Origin of the sequence: Rothia mucilaginosa, assembly GCF_964211445.1 — a bacterium.
Lineage (GTDB): Bacteria > Actinomycetota > Actinomycetes > Actinomycetales > Micrococcaceae > Rothia > Rothia mucilaginosa_E.
Window position 1 is genome coordinate 59,501 of record NZ_CAXOQT010000009.1, and the last position, 21,848, is coordinate 81,348.

The 21,848-nt window shown below is 62.3% G+C and carries 17 protein-coding genes and 1 pseudogene; 10 read left to right on the forward strand and 8 right to left on the reverse strand.

Annotated features, from left to right (window positions below):
• The first annotated feature begins 158 nt into the window (after positions 1–158).
• The 5 genes from AB8E48_RS03510 (at position 159) to AB8E48_RS03530 (ending at position 6,328) form a co-directional block, all read left to right on the forward strand.
• Positions 159–1,526: a threonine/serine ThrE exporter family protein gene (locus AB8E48_RS03510; RefSeq protein WP_314656717.1), complete on the forward strand. Its 1,368-nt coding sequence runs from the start codon at positions 159–161 to the stop codon at positions 1,524–1,526.
• Positions 1,527–1,735: 209 nt separating this feature from the next.
• A complete protein-coding gene (hemL, locus tag AB8E48_RS03515; RefSeq protein ID WP_368885784.1) occupies positions 1,736–3,085 on the forward strand; it encodes a glutamate-1-semialdehyde 2,1-aminomutase in 1,350 nt (449 codons plus the stop codon).
• A 31-nt stretch (positions 3,086–3,116) separates the two neighbouring features.
• A complete protein-coding gene (locus tag AB8E48_RS03520) occupies positions 3,117–4,298 on the forward strand; it encodes a sugar dehydrogenase (RefSeq protein ID WP_368885785.1) in 1,182 nt (393 codons plus the stop codon).
• Positions 4,299–4,425: 127 nt separating this feature from the next.
• Entirely contained in the window at positions 4,426–5,619 is a 1,194-nt protein-coding gene (locus AB8E48_RS03525; protein WP_368885786.1) for a carboxylate transporter, read from the forward strand.
• A 55-nt stretch (positions 5,620–5,674) separates the two neighbouring features.
• Positions 5,675–6,328 carry a hypothetical protein gene (locus AB8E48_RS03530; RefSeq protein ID WP_368885787.1) on the forward strand — a complete coding sequence of 218 codons (654 nt, stop codon included), beginning with the start codon at positions 5,675–5,677 and terminating at the stop codon, positions 6,326–6,328.
• A 62-nt stretch (positions 6,329–6,390) separates the two neighbouring features.
• Here AB8E48_RS03530 and hemB read toward each other — a convergent pair whose 3' ends face one another.
• The 7 genes from hemB to hemE all read right to left on the reverse strand — a co-directional run bounded on the left by hemB (position 6,391) and on the right by hemE (position 14,870).
• Positions 6,391–7,392 carry a porphobilinogen synthase gene (gene hemB, locus AB8E48_RS03535; RefSeq protein WP_368885788.1) on the reverse strand — a complete coding sequence of 334 codons (1,002 nt, stop codon included), beginning with the start codon at positions 7,390–7,392 and terminating at the stop codon, positions 6,391–6,393.
• A 55-nt stretch (positions 7,393–7,447) separates the two neighbouring features.
• Positions 7,448–8,311, reverse strand: coding sequence for a uroporphyrinogen-III synthase (locus tag AB8E48_RS03540; RefSeq protein WP_368885789.1), 864 nt, complete (start codon positions 8,309–8,311; stop codon positions 7,448–7,450).
• A gap of 5 nt (positions 8,312–8,316) precedes the next feature.
• Positions 8,317–9,450: a hydroxymethylbilane synthase gene (locus tag AB8E48_RS03545; protein WP_368885790.1), complete on the reverse strand. Its 1,134-nt coding sequence runs from the start codon at positions 9,448–9,450 to the stop codon at positions 8,317–8,319.
• Positions 9,451–9,617: 167 nt separating this feature from the next.
• Positions 9,618–11,081: a ferrochelatase gene (locus AB8E48_RS03550; protein ID WP_368885791.1), complete on the reverse strand. Its 1,464-nt coding sequence runs from the start codon at positions 11,079–11,081 to the stop codon at positions 9,618–9,620.
• Positions 11,078–11,896, reverse strand: coding sequence for a hydrogen peroxide-dependent heme synthase (gene hemQ, locus AB8E48_RS03555; protein WP_303987026.1), 819 nt, complete (start codon positions 11,894–11,896; stop codon positions 11,078–11,080). The genes AB8E48_RS03550 and hemQ overlap by 4 nt, the downstream gene beginning before the upstream one ends.
• Before the next feature lie 115 nt (positions 11,897–12,011).
• Positions 12,012–13,562: a protoporphyrinogen oxidase gene (gene hemG / locus AB8E48_RS03560; protein ID WP_368885792.1), complete on the reverse strand. Its 1,551-nt coding sequence runs from the start codon at positions 13,560–13,562 to the stop codon at positions 12,012–12,014.
• A gap of 129 nt (positions 13,563–13,691) precedes the next feature.
• Positions 13,692–14,870: a uroporphyrinogen decarboxylase gene (hemE, locus tag AB8E48_RS03565; protein WP_368885793.1), complete on the reverse strand. Its 1,179-nt coding sequence runs from the start codon at positions 14,868–14,870 to the stop codon at positions 13,692–13,694.
• A 221-nt stretch (positions 14,871–15,091) separates the two neighbouring features.
• On the opposite strand from hemE, the gene AB8E48_RS03570 reads away from it, so the two are divergent.
• The 5 genes from AB8E48_RS03570 to AB8E48_RS03590 all read left to right on the forward strand — a co-directional run bounded on the left by AB8E48_RS03570 (position 15,092) and on the right by AB8E48_RS03590 (position 21,335).
• Positions 15,092–16,354 (forward strand): glutamyl-tRNA reductase, encoded by a 1,263-nt coding sequence (locus AB8E48_RS03570; protein ID WP_368885794.1) that lies wholly within the window; start codon positions 15,092–15,094, stop codon positions 16,352–16,354.
• A 218-nt stretch (positions 16,355–16,572) separates the two neighbouring features.
• The gene (locus AB8E48_RS03575) at positions 16,573–16,800 is read left to right on the forward strand and encodes a DUF3107 domain-containing protein (protein WP_044150274.1); all 228 of its coding nucleotides are present in this window, start codon (positions 16,573–16,575) and stop codon (positions 16,798–16,800) included.
• A 509-nt stretch (positions 16,801–17,309) separates the two neighbouring features.
• Positions 17,310–19,022 (forward strand): DEAD/DEAH box helicase, encoded by a 1,713-nt coding sequence (locus AB8E48_RS03580; protein ID WP_368885795.1) that lies wholly within the window; start codon positions 17,310–17,312, stop codon positions 19,020–19,022.
• Positions 19,023–19,030: 8 nt separating this feature from the next.
• Positions 19,031–20,302, forward strand: coding sequence for a site-specific DNA-methyltransferase (locus AB8E48_RS03585; protein ID WP_368885796.1), 1,272 nt, complete (start codon positions 19,031–19,033; stop codon positions 20,300–20,302).
• A gap of 205 nt (positions 20,303–20,507) precedes the next feature.
• The gene (locus tag AB8E48_RS03590) at positions 20,508–21,335 is read left to right on the forward strand and encodes a heme peroxidase (RefSeq protein WP_368885797.1); all 828 of its coding nucleotides are present in this window, start codon (positions 20,508–20,510) and stop codon (positions 21,333–21,335) included.
• A gap of 50 nt (positions 21,336–21,385) precedes the next feature.
• Here the strand turns inward: AB8E48_RS03590 and AB8E48_RS03595 are convergent.
• Positions 21,386–21,848 (reverse strand): annotated as a pseudogene (locus tag AB8E48_RS03595) (hypothetical protein); the annotation flags it as partial.

Here is a 21,848-nt window from a genome sequence, read left to right on the forward strand (position 1 = left end):
AAGCACCCCGCAGCCCCTCCCGTCTGCGCTCAGCATGCCCGTCGCATCCGCCTTTACTGACGGGCTGACACTATCCCCGCTTGGGCTTCTCCCCTATGCTAGAAGGTAACCGCACCTACACGTATAGCACGTGAATAGCACGACCCGGAAGGCCTCTCATGGATGATCAGCCCCGCACTACCGAGCCGTACCCTGACACGAATACGCGCAGTATTTATCTGGGGTCTACCCGCCTGGCTCATGAGCACTTGGTGGCGCAGTCGCAGGTGGTGCTCCGCCTGGGCCGCATCCTGATGAAGTCGGGTGCGAGCGCGTACCGTATTAAGGCGTCGATGGCGCGTTTGGCGAAGGCTGTGGGGTTGAAGGAGCATCACGCGCAGGTGACCTTCACCGAAATTTCGACTTCTTCGTACACTGACGGTAATTTCCGTACCGAGGTGGCTGAGCAGCGCACGATGGGCATTAACGCTCATAAGCTCGATCAGTTGGGTAAGTTCATTTCTGAGCTGCCCGAGAAGATTACCCCTGCGGAGGCGAACGCCGAGCTGGACCTTATCGATTCGGCGAAGCCTCTGTACACCCGCTGGATGTTGGCGCTGGCGTCGGCGGTGGCGTGTGCCGGGTTCGCGTTCTTGAACCGTGGCGGTCTGGTGGAGTGCACGGTGGTGTTCTTCGCGGCGGGTGCCGGCCAGTTTTTGCGTTCGACCCTGCTCAAGCGCGGGGTGAGCCATTTGGCAACGTGGATGGCGTGCGGCTTCCTGGCGGCGGGCCTGTACATTGCGATTGTTAATGTGCTGGTCGCGGCGGGTTGGATTAGCCCGAACCATATGATTGGTTTCATTTCGTCGGTACTGTTCTTGGTGCCCGGTTTCCCCATGGTGACGGGCATGCTCGACATTTCTCGCATGGACTTTTTGGCGGGTATTTCGCGTCTAACCTATGTGGGTTTGTTGTTGCTGAGTGCGTCGTTTGCGGTGTGGGTTTTGGGTTCACTGTTCCATTTGCCGTTGGCGGCTCCTGCGCCTCTTAACCTTGACCCGACCCTGTATTTGGTGTTGCAGGTGCTTTCCTCGGGTGTTGCGGCGGCTGGCTTCGCGATGCTTTTTGCCGCTTCCCCGGTGGCGTGTGTGTGGGGTGGCGTGATTGCTGCGGTGGCGAACCCCATCCGTATTCACATGGTTGAGGCTGGTATGCCCGCGCATATGGCAGCGACGATTGCCGTGTTTGGTGTGGGTATTTTGGCTGAGATTGTGGCGCCGCTGCATCAGCGTAAGTACACGCGTATTTCCCTGTCGGTTCCGGCGGTGGTGACGATGGTTCCGGGTGTTCCGTTCTACCGTTCGATGTCGCATTTTGCTAGCGGTGACATGTACTCGGCGGCGAGCGGTTTCGTGCAGTCCCTGCTGATTTTCATGGCGTTGGGTATGGGCCTGGCGTTTGTGCGTCTGCTCTTTGATAAGAACTGGCTGTTTGATCAGGACACTCAGGTGCTCAACCGTCTGGACACTGACCGGCACCTGCGTTAGCGCGTTGCGCATCCTCTCTGTTCCCTAACTTGTTTGTTGTGTTTTATCGTCACCTTTCGGTACGTTCAGGTGCTTGTCACCTGCGGTTCATCTGTAGCGCCTATGATGGTTAGGTACGGGACGCTAGTGGCGTGCGGGCTCCGTTGCCCGTTGCACGTCGTCCCTTGTAATTCTTTAGTTCGCCGTCTCTGTTGAAAGGCACCGATACGATGACTTCCTCTTCTACTCACCCGCTGCATCATGAAACCAGCGAGAAGCTTTTTGAGCGTTCTCGCGCGGTGATTCCCGGTGGCGTGAATTCCCCGGTGCGCGCCTTCAATTCTGTGGGCGGCACTCCTGCGTTTGCGGCGAAGGCTAAGGGCGCGTACCTGTACGATGCGGACGGCAACGAGTACGTTGACCTGGTCTGCTCGTGGGGCCCGTCGATTCTGGGTCACGCGCATCCGCAGGTGGTTGAGGCTGTTCAGCAGGCGGCTGAGCGCGGCCTGTCCTTTGGTGCGGCGAGCGCGCCGGAGGCTGAGCTGGCTGAGCTGGTGGTCAACCGTATTAACGCGGCGATTCCCGGCGCGATTGATCAGGTGCGTATGGTGTCCACCGGTACTGAGGCGACCATGACTGCGATTCGTCTGGCGCGTGGTGTGACCGGTCGCGACAAGATTATTAAGTTCGCGGGCTGCTACCACGGTCACGTGGATGCGCTGCTTTCCGAGGCTGGTTCGGGTGTGGCTACCCTGGCGCTGCCGGGTTCGGCTGGCGTGACTGCCGCAACCGCCGCGGAGACCATCGTTCTGCCCTATAACGACCTGGACGCTGTACGTGAGGCATTCGCGAACCACGAGGGTCAGATTGCCGCAATTATTACTGAGGCGGCGCCCTGCAACATGGGTGTGGTGACCCCCGAGCCCGGTTTCAACCGCGGCCTGCACGAGATTGCTCACGCCAACGGTGCGCTCGTGATTTTTGATGAGGTGCTGACCGGTTTCCGTGTGTCTTCGGCTGGTTACTGGGGTTACGCGGCTCCCGAGGATGGCGGCTGGGTTCCCGATATTTTCACCTTCGGCAAGGTCATTGGTGGCGGTATGCCCATCGCGGCGCTGGCCGGTAAGCGTGAGGTCATGGAGTACCTGGCGCCGGTCGGCCCGGTCTACCAGGCTGGTACCCTCTCGGGTAACCCGCTGTCCGTTGCGGCGGGCATTAAGACCCTGACCCTGGCTGATGCAGCGGTCTACGCGCATCTGGATTCGCGCAGCGCCCAGCTGCAGCAGGCGCTGACCGAGGCGTTCAACGCCGCCGGTGTGGACCACTCCATCCAGAACGCCGGCAATCTCTTCTCGGTGGCGTTTGGCACCTCCGAGGCGGGCGTACACAACTACGCCGACATCAAGGCGTCGGCAACCAGCCGCTACAACGCGTTCTTCCACTCCATGCTCGAATCCGGCGTGTACCTGCCGCCGAGCGCATTCGAGGCGTGGTTCGTTTCTGCCGCCCACGACGATGAGGCGATGGACCGTATCATCTCGGCTCTTCCGGCTGCAGCCGCCGCGGCTGCCTCCGCGTAGAGTCCGGGAGAAGTAAGGAGGTGAGCAGCTCATGGATTTGAGCGCTCTGGGACTGCCCATGGAGCAGCTACGCGACGTGTGGCTGATTGCCTTCATGGTGTACGTGGGCTTGTGCCTGCTGGTGGACATCGCCTACCCGGTGCCCATCAAGAAGGAGAAGGCAGCCGAACTGTACCTCGAGGTGTCCGGTTCGCCCGTTGATGAGGCGCGCCGCGCCACCGCGGAACGTACCGCGATGGGTGCGCCGCTGAGCTCCTCCCGCAAGGGTAGCGCCACGAAGAAGGCGAAGAAGAAGCTGGATTCCATTGAGGGCGCCGGCGTGTTTAGCGGCTGGTTCCACGTGGTCATGTACCTGTGGGGCTGGATTGTGGCGGTCTCTATTTTCACCCTGTACTGGGATATCGTGTACGACGGTATCCTGCTGCCGGCGCTACTTCTGCCATTCCTCATGGTGTACCTGGGCGCGCGCATTGGCCGCCGCCAGTGGCGTGCAGCTCGCGGATACAGCAAGGACGACCGCGTGCTGGGCATGCCGCGCATCTACTCGGCGACGCTGGGTAAGCTGAGCGCCCCGTTCCGTGTGCGTAGCACCGTGCCGGGTGTGGAGCCGATTCGTGACGACCGCACCGTCTACTGGGTGCTCAACGGTATTGCGTTCCTGCTCGCCGCGGTCTTCTTGACTTCGCTGGCGGGCTGGAGCATCGATGAGGATTGGGAAGCGATTTATATCGGTCATGCTTCTTGGTTCTTGGCGGCGGCGTACATTCCGCTGCTGATTATGCTGCTGATGTATAACCGCGATTACGTGCTGTTCAACCCGGATTCGTTCCAGGCTGGGCGACTGTTCCTTCCGGCGAAGTCCCGCCCCTACTCGGATGTTCGCGCGTTCCGCGTGTACCCGAAGAACCCGGACGCGATCAAGCTGAACCCGAAGGATGCGAGCCAGTGGAGGCTGGAGATTCTGCTTCCCGGCGGCCGCAAGCACAACTATTCGCTGAATGATCACCAGATTGATTGTTTGGTGGCGCAGATTGCGTTCAATATTGAGCAGGGACGCTGGGCGCAGCTGGATTCGCCGGCGGACCGTGAATTGTTGGCGAAGTACTTTGTGGACGGCCGCGTCATCTGCACGACCATGGGGTACAAGCCTGCCGGTAAGCATGCGGAGGAGGCGGCACGCCGCGCATCCTTCCAGAAGGCGCAGTACAAGTAGGCGGACTGCTCTAATACCGTTCTTATACCGCGAGAAGCCACATGCTGTACGGACAGCATGTGGCTTCTCAGCACCGTAGACACACCATCACCGACCACAATCACCGACACCGTAGAGAGGACAATTCATGGACCTTGCAGCCCTGGGCCTGCCCATGGAGCAGGTACGCAACGTATGGCTGGTGGCGTTCTTCATCTACCTAGCATGCTGCCTGCTGGTGGAGGTCGCCTACCCGACGCTCATTGGTGCCTCGCGAGCGCGTGAAGTCTACGCCTCGGTGATGGGCTCCCCCGTCGAGGATGCGAAGAAGGCGATTGCAGAGCTCGCGGAGGACGGCAATCCCCTCACCCCCGAGCAGGAAGAATCAGCAATCCGCAGGGCTGAGGCTCAGCTGGAAAGCATCAAGGGCTCGAACGTCCTTATGGATTTTGGGCATATCCTCGTGTACGGCTGGGCGGGTGTCATCGTCTATTCGACGTTCGCCCTGTACTGGGATATGGCGTACGACGGAATCCTGATTCCGGGGCTACTTCTGCCGTTCCTCATGGTGTATTGGGCGGCGCGCTGGGGCCGCCGAGGCTGGCGCGCCGCACGCGGTTTCAGCCCGAATGAGCGTCACCTGGGTATGCCCACTATTTACACCAGGACGCTGGGTCGGCTGAGTGCCCCGTTCCGCGGCACGGTTGCCATGCCCAGTAGTGAGCCCATTCAGGTTGATTGGAAGGGGCAGGGAATTTTCCTCTTTGTGGCTCTTCCTGTTGGTGGTTTCTTCCTGCTCTGCTACCTGCATTCGCTCGCGAACACTGAGCTACTCGAGTATGTGCCGACCTACATCGGTAAGACGTCAATAGCGTTTCTTGTCGTCTACGCGTTGGCTATTCCGTACCTGTGGTGTACGGTGCGTTCGTACTACCAGTTCACGCCGACCGTGGTGAAGCGTGGGCGGTTTTTCCGTTCGCCTAAGATCTACCAGTACTCCGATATTGAGCGGTTTAAGGTTTACCCCTGGTACACGGGCGATCCCGAGGATATTGACCCTGATGAGCAGATGCCCAGTGATTGGCGTCTTGCCGTCACCTTCTCCAATGGTTCCCAGCAGACTTTTGGGTTCGGGGATTACCGCATTGATTGTTTGGTGGCACATATTGCGTTCAAGCTGGAGCAGGAACGCTGGGCGGATATGGACTCCCCGGCAGACCGCGAGAAGCTGCCCCTGTATTTCGTGGAGGGGCGCGCCATCTGCCTGACGCTGGGGTACAAGCCGACAAACGAGCTGACGAAGAAGGCGGCGCGTATCGCATCCTTCCGCGCAGTGAATTAGCACCCGGCGAGAAGCCACACATCATCACCGATAAACCCCGTAGAGAGGACAACTCATGGAGCTTAACGCTTCAGCGCTGGAGGAGGTTCCTCCCCGAGCCAGACGAGTCTGGAAACGAAACCAGTTCTATTTTGAAACCCACTTTGTGCTGTTCCTGGCGTTCTGCGTTTTCTTCTACGCGCTCATTGGCTGGACCATTCTGGGCGTCCGTCCGATGTCCCGCCGCGACGCGTCCATCCTGTTGGGGATTGTTGCCGCTATAACCTTTGCGACACGGTGGTACTGCAAGAGGCGGTACCTGCTATTCAACCCCGATTCGTTCTACATTGGGCGGCTTTTCCTACCGGCGAAGAAGTACCGTTACACCGATATTGTGGAGTTCTGCGTCTTCCCGAAGAACCCCGAACAGATTAAGCCAACCTTCTACGAGCCATCGCAGTGGCAAATAGAAATCAAGGTACCGTCTTTCATTCCGCCGAACCTTGCAAAGCGTATCCCGTGGCTGCGCAGGCATATTGTGGCGGTGCACGATGAGCGCGTCGTCTGCCTAACCTCCCAGGTGGCGTTCTACCTGGAGCAGGAACGCTGGGCGGACCTGCGCTCCCCCGCCGACAGGGAGAAGCTCGCAGAGTACTTCACCAACGGCAACATTGTGTGTACCTCCCTGGGGTACAAACCCATCAAAGAAGAGCCCGAAGACCAAGCATAAACAGCGAGAAGCCACATACTGTTCGTACAGCATGTGGCTTCTCAGCGTTAAAAGTGGGGTGTTTAGGCGTCCAGCTCGCGGAGCCAGCGGGCCGCCTCAGTACCGTAATAGGTCAGGATGACGTCCGCGCCGGCACGGTGAATCGAACGCAGCGACTCCAACACCACAGCCTTACGGTCAATCCAGCCGTTCGCCGCAGCCGCCTCAATCATCGCGTACTCACCCGACACCTGATACGCCGCCACCGGCACCGGCGAGAACTCGGCCACCTCACGCACAATATCCAGGTAGCTACCGGCGGGCTTCACCATTACCATGTCCGCGCCCTCCTCCAGGTCGGCGCGCACCTCCAGCAGCGACTCGCGGCGGTTTGCCGGGTCCTGCTGATACGTCTTGCGGTCGCCCTTGAAGGTCGACTCCACCGCGTCACGGAACGGGCCGAAGAACGCCGACGCGTACTTCGCCGAGTACGCCAGAATCGACACGTCCTCGAAGCCGGCCTCGTCCAGGGCGGCGCGCATCGCCGCAATCTGGCCGTCCATCATGCCCGAGGGCGAGACGGTGTGCGCACCCGCGCGAGCCTGCGAAACCGCCATCTTGCAGTACAGCTCCACGGTCTGGTCGTTATCCACCACGAGCGTGCCGTGGCCGTCATCGACCAGCACGCCGCAGTGGCCGTGGCTCGTGAACTCGTCCAGGCAGGTATCAGCCATGACCACCAGGTCGTCGCCGAACTCCTCACGGCACACCGCAATGGCACGGTTCAGGATGCCCTGCGAATCCCAGGCGGTCGAGCCGATCTCGTCCTTATCCTCGTCGCGGGGAATACCGAACAGGTCAATGCAGCGGATGCCCGCCTCGTACGCCTCACGCACGGCGGGGATTATGCTCTCCAGGGTGTGCTGGTACTGGCTGGGCATGGAGCGAATCGGCTGCGGCTCGGTGATGCCGTCGCGAACGAAGAACACCTGAATCAGCTGTGAGGGGCGCAGGGTGGTCTCGGCGACGAGGGAGCGCATGGCTGCGGTGGTGCGCAGGCGGCGAGGGCGGCGGGTGAGGTTCATGATCTCTCCTGAAAATTCTTGCGAAATAATGTGAAGTCTTAGATGAGGGATGCGCCTAGATGAGGGATACGGCGGTGCGCGCCAAATCCTGCGGTGAGGGCGATTCTGCCTGCACGTGGCTCAGGTTCAGGGCGCGGCAGGCGGAGGCGGTACTCGCCCCAATCGCCACCACCGGCGGCACGGATTCGGGTGCTATCGCGGGTGCGCCATCTAGTAGGGCGTGCAGGCGGGAGGGGGCGGTCGCCACCAGCACATCCGGTGCGGATGCGTCGGGGGTGCCCCCCTGCACGAGCGCGCGGGCGGCGCTGAGGGTCAGCTCGCCGGGTGCCACCTGCTCGGCGGGCACCATGTCGTAGAGCACGCAGCGGTGGCTGTCCCAGCCCAGCTTTTTGAGGCCTTCGCGCAGGGTCGGGCGGGCGTTGGAGCCCTCCAGAACCAGCACGGCGGCGGGCACGGTTGAGACAGGCTCGGTTGCAGGCTGCCCGAACTCCGCGAGCATGCCGGCGGCGCTCTGAACGCTCGGCTGAAAATCTGCATCCAGCCCGAGCTGGGCGCGCACGGCACGGGCGGTTGCCGCACCCACGCAGGCGACGCGCACTCCCCCTGCGTGAACCGCACGGGCAAACTCCTCACCCCACAGCTGCGCACAGGCGCGAACCGTATTGGCGCTCGTGAAGCTCACCCACGCGTAGCGACCGGAGGCGAGCGCCTCCAGCGCGGCGGCGTGGTCTTCGCTCGGCTCGACGGTGCGTGCCTGCTGTAGGGGCGCGAAGAGTACCCGGCACTCCCCCAACCCGTTCTGGGCGCTTTCCTCGGTGAGGGCGCGTGCGAAGGCGGCACCCTGGGCGGCGGAGCGGGTCAGTAGAACCGTGCGCGGAGTTTTAAACCCCCGGTGGGTCTGCGAGCTGTCGGCAGACATGACCCCTACTTCAGATCCAAACCGGCAAGGGCAGCGGCACCCATCTGCAGCAGGTCCTCTGCCACGCGCACGCCCAGGCGTTCGGCGCCGGGCACGTCCAGTTCGGCGGTTGCGGAGGTGTGGCGCAGCATGTCGGTGCCGTCCGGGGACGCCACCACGACGTTGAGCACCAGGTCGCCCTCAATCACCTGCGCGTACGCGCCGATGGGGGCGGCGCATCCGGCTTCGAGGCGGCGCAGCAGGGCACGCTCGGCGCTGACGGCGAGGCGGGTTTCGTGGTGGTTCGCGGCGATCAGGGCGCGGCCGAGGGCACGGACCGGGCGTGCCACCTCAGCGTCGGACAGCACGGCGGGGTCCGGGTTCTCGAACTCGCTTTCGCGCACTTCCAGCGCGAGCGCACCCTGTCCGGGGGCGGGCAGCATGCGGGTGGGGTCAAGGTACTCGGTGATGAGTTCTTCCTTGCCCAGGCGCTTGAGGCCGGAGACGGCGAGCACCACGGCGTCGCAGTCGCCTCTGCGTTCGGTGCCTACGCCGTGGTCGGCGCGTTCGGAGGTTTCGGTGTTCTGGCGGAGCACAACCTGCTTACCGGCGTGCTCTTCCAGGCCCTTGACGCGGCCGATGCGGGTGCCCACGTTGCCGCGGATGTCCACGATTTCGAGGTCGGGACGCAGGGCGCGCAGCTGGGCGGCGCGGCGCGGCGAGCCGGTGCCCACGCGGGAGCCTTCCGGCAGGGTGTCGACGGTCAGGCCGTCGCGTGCCACGAGGGCGTCGCGGGGGTCTTCGCGCTTGAGGGTTGCGGCGACCACCAGGCCGGGGCAGGGTGCGGAGGGCAGGTCCTTGAGGGAGTGTACTGCCATGTCCACGCGGTTTTCTTCGGAGGCGTTCTCACCGTCGAGCAGGCGCTGGCGCAGTGCCGCGGCGAACACACCGGTGCCGCCGAGGGTTGCCAGGGGGCCGGTGAGCACGTCGCCTTCGGTCTTGACGGTGCGCAGGGTGAAGTCCACGACCTCGGCATCTGCGGCGCCGTGGTGTGCCTGATGTTCGGTGTAGAGAGCGGTGACGGTTTCAGCGGCAATACGGCTTTGGGTCAGGGCGAGGGCGGAGCCGCGGGTGCCCAGGATGTACTCGTGGTGGCTCATATCTCTCCTTGTCGGTGATGTGTGTGATAGCCCGTAGGCGTTGTCTGTGCGTTGTGTGTTTGTCTGTTGCCTCTGGCAGGGGCAACGTGTAGGTGCACGTGCGCTCCGACCCGCCCGCGCACCCCGGTCAAGGGGCGTTGGGGCGAGCCGGAGCTACAGGGGTGGTGTTAGTGGGAGCAGCATCCGCCGGAGCCGCATCCGCCGGATCGGCTGGCGGCGGTGTTCCCAGAAGTACTGGCCTCAGAAGCGCCGTCCTCAGCGTCATCAGCATCGGCTGCGTACTCGGCAATGACCGGCTTCGGCGCGCCGCGACCGGGCTTGCAGCAGGCGGGTTCGCACTCGTCGAACCAGCCGTACTGACCGCTCGCGCTCGGTGCGAGAACGCTCTCACGTTCGGGGCGCAGGTCGGCGGGAACGCCGTTCTCCACGCGCTCCTCAATGAGGCGGCGCAGCGACTCCACGTACGCCGGATGCGTACCCGGGGTGGGGGTGCGTACCGCGACCACGCCAAGGCGCTCGCAGGTGTCCAGCGCCTCGGTGTCCAGGTCCCACTTGACTTCCATGTGGTCGGAGACGAATCCGAGGGGCACCAGCACGACGCCTTCTACGGGGGCTTCGCCGTCCTCCGCCGGGTTGGCGGGGGTGGGCAGCGCCTCCAGGGCGTCGTTGACATCCGGTTCCAGCCACGGCATGGACGGCGGGCCGGAGCGGGACTGGTACACCAGCTCCCATTCGACGTTCTGCAGAAGCTGCGGGGCCTCCTCGCGCACGAGCGACAGCACGGCGCGGGCGACCTGCAGGTGCTTCTCCACGTAGGCGGAGCCGCCCTCGTAGTTCACCCCGCGCGGGCCTGCCTCATTAGCCGCGGAGGTCGGCACCGAGTGGGTGCAGAACATGATGCGCAGGCGCGGGTTCAGCGAACCGCTATCGCGTGCGGCAAGCTGCTCACGCACCGTGGCGAGCCCGTCCTTCAACCCGTCAGCAAAAGCGCGGGAGAAGCCGGGCACGTCAAAGAACTGGCGAATCTTGCCCACGTGCACGCGACCTTCCAGGCCGAGCTGCTCAATCGCGATGCCGTAGTCCTCGCGGTACTGGCGGCAGCTCGAGTAGCCGGGGTAGGCGCTGGTCGCCAGCACGAGCACGTTGCGGTGACCGTTCTCGTAGGCTTCAGCGAGCACGTCCTTCACGTAGGGCTTCCAGTTGCGGTTCGCCCAGGTAATCGGGATGTGCGGGCCGCGCTCGGCGAGCGCCTGCTGCAGCGCGGCGAGCAGGGCACGGTTCTGCTCGTTAATCGGCGAGACGCCACCGTTGGCGCGGTAGTGAGTGGCAACCTCTTCGAGGCGCTCATCTGGAATACCGCGGCCAGCGGTTACGTTGCGCAGGAACGGGATGACGTCCTCCTGCCCCTCGGGGCCACCGAAGGAGGAGAGAATCACCAGGTCGTAGGGGCGTGCCTCTTCGGCACGGTCACGGGTGATGCTGCGTTCGCTTCGGTAGTCGCCGAGGGTCTGCTCGTTGAGCGCGGCGGGGCCGTTGGAGGCGGTGTTCGCCGGGTCGGTGCGGTTGGGTACCACGTCGTCCGGCAGGAGCGTGCCGTTGAGGGTTACGCCGTCGTTCGGCTGATGGCTCACGCCAGAACCTCAGCGACTTCGTCTGCGCCGATGCGGCGACCGGTGTAGAAGGGGGTTTCCTCGCGCACGTGCAGGCGTGCTTCGGTGTTGCGGAAGTGGCGCATCATGTCGACCAGGTCAACGAGCTGGGGTGCTTCGAGGGCGAGGACCCATTCGTAGTCGTTCATGCCGAAGGTTGCGACGGTGTTTGCCAGAATCTGCGGGAAGTCGATTGCCTTCATGCCGTGGTTCTTGAGCATTTCTGCGCGGCGTTCGGGGTTCATGTAGTACCAGTCGTAGGAGCGTACGAAGGGGTAGACGCAGACCCATGCTTCGGGTGCCTTGCCGCGTGCGTAGGCGGGTGCGTGGTTGCGGGTGAATTCTGCTTCACGGTGTACGCCCATGGTGGACCAGACGATGGTGGTACCTGCGAAGAGTGCGGTGCGGCGGATCTTGCGGACTGCTGCCTGCAGCTTTTCGGGGGTTGCACCGTGGGTCCAGATCATGACGTCTGCGTTGTCGCGCATTGCGGAGACGTCGTAGATGCCGCGCAGGGTCACGCCGTCTGCTGCGAGCTGCTCGGCGACCTTCTCGAACTCGGCGCGTGCCTCGTCGGTGTTGGATTCTGCGGGGCGTGCGCCGGAGCGTGCGAATACGGTGTAGAGGGCGTAGTGCAGGGTTTCGCCTTCTTCGCGGCCTCGGCGGTTCTCGTCAGCTGCGGAGTGCTGGACTGCGTAGCCCTTGGGGGCGCCGCCGTAGCCGTGGCCGGCGTGGGTGTAGCCGCCCTGACCTGCGCCGTGACCGTGGCCGCCGTGTGCTGCGTGATCGTGAGACATTGTGTGTTCCTTTCTTCAGCGAGGGTTCGCTGTGCTGGAGGCGCGGCTTCCGTAGCCGCGCGTTTTCTCAAATTTTTGGCTTAGTTGTTGGTTGGTTTGCGAGGTTGCGGTGCCGTTACTTGGCGGTTGCGACCTTCGGGGAGGTGACGCCTTCCCAGTCCTGTGCGGCGTGGTAGATGAGGCGGTCCATCTGCTCGTAGGTGTCTTTGACGGTTACGACCAGGCCGGAGCCTGCCGCCCAGGAGCCGACGGTGCTGAGGGTTCCGAGTTCGCTGGCGCGTTCGCGGAATTCCTTGACTCGGTCACGGTGGCCGGGGGTGGAGGCGGGCAGTACACCGCGCCAACGTACGACGTCCGCGTCGATGAGGTTGCTGTGGGTGAGGGCTACATCCATCATGCGGCTTGCGTCGCGCAGGGCGAGGGTGATGAGCTGCTCGTCAGCGAGGGCAACCTCGGAGAAGCGGGAGTCTTCGCCGCCGCGGCCGTAGGAGAGGCGCACGACGTGGCGTCCGGGGCCTGCGGCGTCGGCGACCCACTGCCATTTGGCGGTGGCGTGGGTGAGTGCCTTGGCGCGTACGGCGGTGGCTTCTTCGGAGACGAGCAGGCCGGTGCCGCGGGGGTGCTTGTCCAGGGCGGGGGCGTCGACGACGAGGGTGACGAGGGCGACTTCGGGGCCGGGTTCCAGGGCTGGTAGTGCGGTGGAGACGTGCGGGCCGATGAGGCGCGCTACGGTCGGGCCGTCGGTGGCGAGCACCAGGTAGTCGGCGTAGAGGGGGGTGTTTTCGCCGTCGGTGGTGTGGCGCTGGATGATGAACCACTGGCCGGTAGATTCGTCGCGGTCTACGGCGATGACGTCAAAGTTGGTCACGATGCGCACGCCTGCGGCGTACAGCTCCTCGACGAGGCGCTCGGACAGCTGGTTCATGCCGCCCACGATGCCGGCGACCTGTGAGCCTGCGGGGGCTGCCGATCGGAAAGCGTGCGCTGCGGCGGAGAGGGAGCGATGCTTGCGCAGTGCGGCGCGCAGACCGGGGATAGTCGCATCGACATCGAGCTTGTCGGGGTGGGTGGAATACACACCGGACACGACGGGCGCGACGAGGTTGTCGAGCACCTTCTGGCCCATGCGGATGCGCACGAGCTCACCGAGGGTCTTCGCGTTCTCGCCCGCGGAGACGGGCAGGAACTTATCCACCTGGGCGCGGCGCAGACCGTTCTTACCGATAACGGGGATTAGCGACTTGTCGTTGACGTTGCCGGGGATACCCATGATGCCGGTGCTGGGGGTGCGGCGGGCGCCCTGCGGCAGGTACAGCCAGGAGCCGTAGGAGTTGGGGGTGACGATCTGGTCGCCCAGACCGAGTTCTTTGACGAGGTCGCTCACGATGGGGCTGCGGGTTGCGAAGGATTCCGCGCCGGAGTCCAGGAGCAGTCCGCCGACTTCGTGGGCGCCGACGGCACCGCCGAGGTGGTGGCGCTGTTCGAGCAAGGTCACGCGCATACCGGCTGCTGCGAGGCGGCGTGCGGAGATGAGGCCGGAGGGGCCGCCGCCAATAACGATGGCGGTGGGTACCTTCTCGTTACGGCTGTATGCTCGTGCGTTCTGGGTAGCGGCGGAGGAGGTGACCTGCTCGGTCCGGTGGGGTGCCTGGTTGGTGTGGCCCATGGTGGTTCTCCTTTGGTCTGTCAGCGGGTCTGCCCGGTGGCTTTGTGCTCTATCAGCGTGTGCTGGGATTGGTGCTTTGGGGCGGTATCCTGCGGTGCTGATATGTGTTAGCCCCGCGGGTCCGTCGCTTTAGTTCGCCGTTTTCTCGTGGATGTATGCCACGAGGTCGGTGAGCACCTGCGGGTCGGTGGTCGGGGGCACGCCGTGGCCGAGGTTGACCACATGCGAGGGAGCGGCGTTGCCTTCGGCGAGCACTTCGTCCACGTGTGCGTAGAGGTTTTCGCTACCTGCGGCGAGCAGTGCCGGGTCGATGTTGCCCTGCAGGGGTACAGCGCCGTTGAGCAGGGTGTTCGCTGCGGACAGCGGCAGGCGGTAGTCCACGCCGATGACGTCTGCGCCGGCTTCGTGCATGGCGGGCAGCAGGGCGGTGGTGCCGGTGCCGAAGTGGATGCGCGGCACACCGTATTCGCGTACCGCGTCGAGGGCGGTGGCGGAGTGCGCCTGCACGTAGCGGCGGTAGTCGCCTTCGCCGAGGGAGCCTGCCCAGGAGTCGAAGAGCTGCACGGCGGATGCGCCCGCCTCAATCTGTGCGCGCAGGAACTGGCCTGCGGTGCGGGCTGCCCAGGCGGCGAGTTCGTGCCAGGCGGCGGGGTCGGCGTGCATCATGGTGCGCGGGCGCAGGTGGTCACGGGAGGGGCCGCCCTCGACCATGTAGGCGGCGACGGTGAAGGGTGCACCCGCAAAGCCGATGAGCGGGGTGTCGCCGAGCATTTCTACGGTTGCGGCGACGGCTTCGCGGATGGGATCGAGGTCGCTGTCTTTGAGTTCGGGCAGGGCGCGCACCTCGTCGAGGGTGCGTACGGGCTGGTCGAGGACCGGGCCCCTGCCGGGCACGATGTCGACGTTGACGCCCGCGAGCTTCATGGGGATGACGATGTCGGAGAAGAAGATACCGGCGTCTACCTTGTGGCGGCGGACGGGCTGCACGGTAATTTCTGCGGCGAGCTCGGGGGTGAGGCATGCGTCCAGCATGGGGATGCCTTCGCGTACCTGGCGGTATTCGGGCAGGGAGCGGCCTGCCTGGCGCATGAACCAGACGGGTCGGTGGCTGGAGGGGCGGCCGGTGAGGGCGCGGAGCATGGGCGAGTCTGCGGCGGTGCCTGCGCGCAGGGGGTGGTTGGCGGGTAGGTGTGCGAGCTGCTCGTCGGTGAGCAGGGGTCGCTGGGCGTCGGTGGGGTGTGCGGGCAGGGCGGGTGCCTGTGCGGCGCCTTCTGCCGACGCGGGAGTGGTGTGCTGGTTTTCGCTCATAGTGTCTAGTGTGACAGGTTTATGTGGGTGTTTTTGCGACACTATGTCATGGTGACTCTTACCTAATGATGGCTTTCTTAGCGGTGAGGTATACCTTAGTTCGCGCCTACTCTTCGTACCCGCTCCCCCACCGTGCAGATTTTCTTGCCCCCTACGATGATGGAACTTAGGTCCTATGAGCTTTACAGGGGCTTAGTGGGCGTGGTTATGATTAATCTCTAGTGAGTACTTATGCATTTGTGGCATCGCACCACACCGTTGATCTGACCACCGTCGCTGCGTTGAGCGCCGGTGCTTCCGGCGTACCCGATGTTCTGGCGGCGGATGTAGCGCGTCAGCTCGGTGTTAAGGGTGCAGTAGTTCTTGCCACCTGTAACCGTCTTGAAATGTATGTTCAGCTGCACGTGTCTGCCCATGTCCCCATGGTTCGTGAGCTGATTGTTGATTCGATTGCGCAGACCTCCGGCCTGGACAAGGAGCTGGTTGCCTCCAGCTTCGAGCTGTTCGAGGACGAGGAGGCTGCACGCCATCTGCTGACGGTCGCCTCCGGTCTGGAATCTGCCGTGGTGGGCGAGCGCGAAATCGCCGGTCAGGTGCGCCGCGCTCTGGCTGCCGCGCAGGCGAAGGCTCAGGAGGATGGCGTAACTCTTCCCGGTGAGCTGGTGCAGCTGTTCGAGCATGCGGCGCATACGGCTCGTCAGGTGGGTCAGCATACGGCGCTTGGCGCTCAGGGCCGCTCGATTGTGTCCGTTGCCCTGGATCTTGCGGATGAGGTTGCCGAGAAGGATTGGTCGACCCGCCGCGCCCTGATTTTCGGTACGGGTGCCTACGCGGGCGCAACCATTGCGGCTCTGCGTGAGCGCGGTTGCACCGATATTTGGGTCAATTCCCGTTCGGGTCGTGCCGCCGAGTTCGCGGCAAAGCGCGACGTCTTCGCGGTGCCCGAGGGCGGCATGGAGCAGGCTATGGCTGAGGCTGACGTCATTATTGGTTGCTCTGGCGGTTCCGATCCGCTGCTTCCCGAGCAGATTCCGGCTGGCCACCACACGATTCTTGACCTGGCGCTTTCGCGTGACTTTGACCCCTCGGTTGCCGACCTACCGAACGTTGAGCTGATTACCCTCGAATCGGTGCGCCTTGCCGCGCCCGAGGAGACCGAGGAGTCCGTGGCGACGGCTACGCGCATTGTGGAGTCCGAGTTGACGGCGTTTGTGTCTCGTCAGCGTTCCCGCACGATTGATTCGGCGATTGTTGCTCTGCGCTCGCACACGCTGGATGTGCTGGATTCCGAGCTGGAGAAGGTACGTAACCAGTTTGGTTGCGGTGCGGCGACGGAGCAGTTTGAGCTGGCGATGCGCCGCATGGTGAAGTCTCTTCTGCACACCCCGACGGTGCGCGCCAAGAAGCTTGCGGCGGAGGGTCGCGCGGAGGATTACGTGCAGGCGCTGGAGACTCTCTACGGCATTCAGGTGGAGGAGTCCTAGAGGAGCCTCAGCGCTCCCCCTCCCCTGTCCTGCTCTGTTTGAGGCTACTTTCGCGCCTGTTTCTGCGCATCCTGCGGCGAGTATTTTATTAGCCCCCGGCGAAGTGCCGCCCGTTCACGGTGCCGACGAGCGCATACACGCTAGAGTAGATGCTAGATAAGACAGTTCCCATACCCGGCGCGCGCTTGGCGGCGCCGGACTATTCTGCGAGGAGACTCATGGAAATCAAGATTGGCGTTCGCCACATCGCCCGCGAAATCGTTGTTGAGACCAGCGAGGCTAAGGAAATTCTCACCGAGAAGGTCACCAAGGCCATCGAGGACGGCTCGATTCTGGAAATCATGGACGATAAGGGCAACACCACCCTGATTCCCGGCGGCCAGATCAGCTACGTCGAACTCGGTAGCGACGCCAAGCGCCACGTTGGTTTCGGTATCGGCGCCTAAGTATTCAGCCGACTGAGCCCCTATAGCTTTAGCTTTCCCCCGCATCCGCAACGATGCGTAGCCGCGCTTTCTGCGCTGTGTGCGTGTGCTTTATGCGCCGTACGGTTACGCCGTGCCGAATGCGGGGGTTTGCGTTTTAAACCGCCCGCACAAAAACCTAGCAATACCCGGTTTTGGGGCGATATATCGCCCATCACGGGCGCACACCACAACCGCTTGAGGGTGCGCCGGAAGCAAATCCGGGTTAATATTGAGGGGTTAAGTGAATGACCGGTCGTACCCCTTTCAAGACCCCGAGGCTGCACCTCATCATGAATCAACCATGAGCACTAACCATGTGTATTGAGCATGTGTGCAGGCGGCGTTTCGGTAAGAATTTCCCGTGTAAGAATTTCCCGCGGCCGGCTTTCGACGCCCGCCCGTCACCGCCTCCACCGTTGAGGCGCTGGCTGGCACACCCCGTTTCGGGGAGAAACACACCCCGAACAGGGGTAGAAAGATACGGTCCAGTGACTGAAACGAACACGCAGGAAACCACTCAGACTGCAAAGTCCTTCGCCGACTTCGGCGTTCGCCAGGATATTAGCGACGCCCTCGCGGCGGTTGGCATTACCTCCCCCTTCCCCATCCAGGAGCTGACTCTTCCCGTGGCTCTGTCTGGCCAGGACATCATTGGTCAGGCGAAGACCGGTACCGGTAAGACCCTCGGCTTTGGTCTGCCCACCATTCAGCGTGTGGTCGGCCGCGACGATGAGGGTTGGGCTGATTTGGAGTACCCCGGCGCACCTCAGGCGCTGATTCTGGTTCCGACCCGTGAGCTTGCCATTCAGGTGGGTGAGGACCTGGCGATTGCTGCGAAGCTGCGCAACGCCCGCGTCGCCACCCTGTACGGTGGTGTGCCGATTGAGCCTCAGGCTGAGCTGCTGCGCCGCGGCCTGGAGGTTGCGGTGGGTACCCCTGGCCGCATTATCGACCTGTACCAGCAGGGCTTCCTGAACCTGAAGCAGGTTAAGATCGTGGTCCTCGATGAGGCTGACGAGATGCTGGACTTGGGCTTCCAGCCGTCGGTTGAGAAGATCCTCAGCTACCTGCCGGAGGACCGCCAGAGCATGCTGTTCTCCGCAACCATGCCCGGCCCGGTCATTGCGATGGCGCGCCAGTACATGACCAAGCCCATGCGTATTAGCGCCGCTGACCCCGAGGACGCTTCGAAGACTAAGGCTTCGATTCGCCAGGTTGTCTACCGTGCGCACCACCTGGACAAGGATGAGATGATTGGCCGCATTCTGCGCGCTACCGGCCGTGGCCGTACCGTCATCTTCACCAAGACCAAGCGTGACGCTGCCCGCGTGGCGGAGGAGCTGGTGAACCGTGGCTTCGCTGCCGCTCCCCTGCACGGTGACCTGAACCAGGTTGCGCGTGAGCAGGCGCTGAAGGCGTTCCGCACCGGCAAGGTCGACATTCTGGTCGCTACCGACGTGGCGGCTCGCGGTATTGACGTTGAAGACGTGACCCACGTGATTAACCACCGCGTGCCCGAGGATGAGAAGACTTACCTGCACCGTACCGGTCGTACCGGTCGTGCGGGCAATGAGGGTACCGCTATCACCCTGGTTGACTGGGATGACCTGCCGCGCTGGAAGGTCATTAACGACGCCCTGGAGCTGGGTGTTCCTGAGCCGGTTGAGACGTATTCTTCCTCTGAGCACCTGTTCTACGACCTGAACATTCCGGCTGGTACTAAGGGCCGTCTGCCGCGCGAGGAGCGTGTGGCAGAGGGTATGGGCGATGAGTTCTTTGAGAGCGCCCGTGACTCGCGTGATGGCCGTCCGGCTCGTTCTCGCGGTGGCCGCGACGGTTCCCGTGAGGGTGGCCGTAGCGGTGAGAAGGGTTCGCGCCGTTCTCGCGGCGGTCGTGACGGTGGCCGCGAGGGTCGTTCCGGTGAGGGCCGCGGCGAGCGCCGTAGCCGTTCCGAGGGCCGCAAGCGCACTGAGCGTTCCGAGCGTGTGGAGCGTACCGAGCAGGGCGCATCCGAGCGTACCGAACGTTCTGCTGAGCGTTCTGAGCGTGCGCCTCGCCAGCGTCGCCGTACCCGCCGTGTTGAGGGTCAGCCGGTGGAGGGTGAAGGCCGCCGCCGTACCCGCCGCCGTTCTGAAGGCTCCCGTGCTGAGGGTTCGCGCGGTAAGGGCCGTGGCGCTGACCGTGCTGGTTCTGAAGGCTAGGGCCGGGGTTGGGTATTTCAGCATCCCCGGCGCCCGCCGCGCCCTCCCCTGCCGCTGAGGCGAACCCCGCAGATTCGGCGCTTTTCGACCCGCAGGGCCCGTCGCTGCTGGTGCAGGCAGATAACCTGGAGTATCTGCGTGAGCTGCCCGATGGTGCGTTCACCGTGATTTACATTGACCCGCCGTTCAATACGGGTAAGAAGCAGACGCGCCGCACCTTGAGCGCGGAGGCTTCTGAGAAGGGTGACCGCACCGGCTTTAAGGGTAAGAGCTATTCAAGCACCCTGCAGACTCTGGCCAGCTACAATGATTCCTTTGAGGATTACTGGGCGTTCCTGGCTCCGCGCATCGAGCAGGCGCACCGTCTGCTCGCGCAGGACGGCACCCTGTATCTGCATCTGGATTGGCGTGAAGTGCACTACGTGAAGATCATGTGCGACATGATTTTTGGGCGGGAGAACTTCATTAATGAGCTGATTTGGGCCTACGACTACGGGGCGAAGTCCACGCGCCGCTGGCCGACCAAGCACGACAATATTCTCGTGTACGTGAAGGATCACCGTAGCTACTACTTCAATACCGCCGAGGTGGATCGCGAACCGTATATGGCTCCGGGTCTGGTAACCGAGGAGAAGGCCTCGCGCGGCAAGCTGCCCACGGATGTGTGGTGGCATACGATTGTGTCGCCGACGGGTAAGGAGAAGACCGGCTACCCCACGCAGAAGCCCACGGGTCTGCTACGCCGAATGATTGCGGCCAGCTCCCGGCCGGGTGACTGGGTACTGGACTTCTTTGCGGGTTCGGGCTCGACGGGTGCGGCGGCGGCTCAGCTGGGGCGCAAGTTTGTGTGCGTGGATCAGAACCCGCCGGCTATCGAGGTGATGGCTAAGCGCCTGGGCGTAGATCCGCAGTCTTTTGAGGCATACCGCGGTGTGCCGCGCGGGGCGAGCGTACTATTTACCCCGAAGCGCACGGTGGGTGTGCGCGGCGGCACGAGCCGGGATGCGTTGACGGCGGCGAGCCGCCATGCACTCAAGGCTGTGCTGGATACGCTCACGGAGACGACCCGCCCGGTAGAGGGCGCCTCGTGCGTATTTGTGCGCCACCCTTCAATGGATGCGGTGGATAAGAAGATGCGCATTGATGGGCGGAACGAGCTACGTCGCCAGCGCCAGCATCAGGCGCGAGCGAAAGCTCGTGCGGCGCGTGCGGCTGCGCAGCTGGATGCGGCGGCTGCGGGTGCAGTGTTGCAGCATCATGCGTCGCGTGAGAGCGTCTAGGCTGTCTTGTCTGCGCGTTCGTGAGAGCACGCGTTATGAGTGTGGGGCGGGTTCTTTTACCGGGAACCCGCCCCATTCTTTTGCTTTCACCTCATTGCATATTCTCTAAATCTCTACCTGAAGGTTAGGATTTTTGATACGCTGAGAACGTTCTACTCATTGGGGTGCACAAAGATTGTGCCTCCTCTCTGTTCGTGAAGGAGCTATGATGCTTCGACAATTATTCGCCCGCCCCACGAAGCGGGCTATCCAGGCCGGCGGCACGGTACTGCTGGCAGGTGCCATGGTGTGCGGCAGTGTTCCGGCGTATGCCACCGGGCATTTGAAGCCTCACGAGGTGACCCCCATTGTACAGCCGGACGAACCGGCAGTGACCTGCAACGACCGCGCAGAATATGAGTACTATCGGAACGATGGTGAATTGGGGCGTCGCGTTATCTTTAATTGGGCGCAGTGCATTGGTCTGATTTCTGAGTATCAGAAGCACCAAATGGTCAAGAAAGATAGTGTTATCTCTCGTGGCCAGTTTGTGGAGTATTTGTACCGTCTGTCGGGTTCTCCCGAGGTGAAGAATCTTCCGGCTCAGTCACCGTACGGTGATATTAAGACTGATGACCCGCGTTTTCCTGTGGTGATGTGGGCTCGTGAGCGGGGCATTACCTGGGGTTGGAGTGATGGGAATTTCCATTACGATACCCCTGCTAGTGAGTCTTCTACTGCCTTGATGGTGTATCGGTTGGCGGGCAGTCCAAAAGTAACGGTAGCTGCATATGACCCTGAGAAGTATTTCCCCCCTACTCCTTGGAAGGAAAAATGGCCGAATATGCCATATAATTCGGAGCTTCATAAGGCATACACCTGGTTACACTATGGTCTTCAGAATCCAAATAATGAAGATTCTATTGAGAACGTATCGTATCGACGGTATGGTATCGTATCGCCTAACGATGAATTTGAATGGTTGGCTTACGCTACTTATGAGCAGGCTATCGAAGTGATTCGTCTAGCAGATAAATCTTTCAAATTTAAATAAACTATGTGCGCCTCACCTAATGTTAGGTGAGGCGCACATTTTAGTAATTTTTATTCAGTGATTGGAAAATCTTTTTTATTAGAAATATCTGCTGAATCCTCAGTAGATTTATAGACATACTGATTAATTTCAATCTTGTAGGGTGGGTTCAGGGAATTTTTAATAGAAAACTTCCATTTATCGTTCAGAACCTTGGGTTTAGGTTTGTTATTGTCTTCGTAGTCCATGTGGCATTCGTCGTATGCGTTTGCTCCAATAATATTCAAACGCCTAACACTACCTTCAAGATAGAAGCCCCACAATGAAGCGAGGATTCTTTCTAGGGGTACCTCTTGGCTTGGCCCGTAGGGGTTGTCTGAGCGTACTCCCGTGAAAGTGCAGTCGCTAGCCCACGAGCTTATATACCAGTTCGCTGCCTCGTGGTTATGTGCTTTATCTGAGACTGCGTCATGCCAGCTGGAGGACTCACCAATACGACCCACATAGTTATATGGCGTTTTAGGATAAAGCAAA

Excerpts from the sequence above, each read along its gene's own strand:
- AB8E48_RS03510 (WP_314656717.1), top strand. The coding sequence starts at position 159 with ATGGATGATCAGCCCCGCACTACCGAGCCGTACCCTGACACGAATACG.
- hemL (WP_368885784.1), top strand. The coding sequence starts at position 1,736 with ATGACTTCCTCTTCTACTCACCCGCTGCATCATGAAACCAGCGAGAAG.
- AB8E48_RS03520 (WP_368885785.1), top strand. The coding sequence starts at position 3,117 with ATGGATTTGAGCGCTCTGGGACTGCCCATGGAGCAGCTACGCGACGTG.
- AB8E48_RS03525 (WP_368885786.1), top strand. The coding sequence starts at position 4,426 with ATGGACCTTGCAGCCCTGGGCCTGCCCATGGAGCAGGTACGCAACGTA.
- AB8E48_RS03530 (WP_368885787.1), top strand. The coding sequence starts at position 5,675 with ATGGAGCTTAACGCTTCAGCGCTGGAGGAGGTTCCTCCCCGAGCCAGA.
- hemB (WP_368885788.1), bottom strand. The coding sequence starts at position 7,392 with ATGAACCTCACCCGCCGCCCTCGCCGCCTGCGCACCACCGCAGCCATG.
- AB8E48_RS03540 (WP_368885789.1), bottom strand. The coding sequence starts at position 8,311 with ATGTCTGCCGACAGCTCGCAGACCCACCGGGGGTTTAAAACTCCGCGC.
- AB8E48_RS03545 (WP_368885790.1), bottom strand. The coding sequence starts at position 9,450 with ATGAGCCACCACGAGTACATCCTGGGCACCCGCGGCTCCGCCCTCGCC.
- hemQ (WP_303987026.1), bottom strand. The coding sequence starts at position 11,896 with ATGTCTCACGATCACGCAGCACACGGCGGCCACGGTCACGGCGCAGGT.
- hemG (WP_368885792.1), bottom strand. The coding sequence starts at position 13,562 with ATGGGCCACACCAACCAGGCACCCCACCGGACCGAGCAGGTCACCTCC.
- hemE (WP_368885793.1), bottom strand. The coding sequence starts at position 14,870 with ATGAGCGAAAACCAGCACACCACTCCCGCGTCGGCAGAAGGCGCCGCA.
- AB8E48_RS03575 (WP_044150274.1), top strand. The coding sequence starts at position 16,573 with ATGGAAATCAAGATTGGCGTTCGCCACATCGCCCGCGAAATCGTTGTT.
- AB8E48_RS03590 (WP_368885797.1), top strand. The coding sequence starts at position 20,508 with ATGATGCTTCGACAATTATTCGCCCGCCCCACGAAGCGGGCTATCCAG.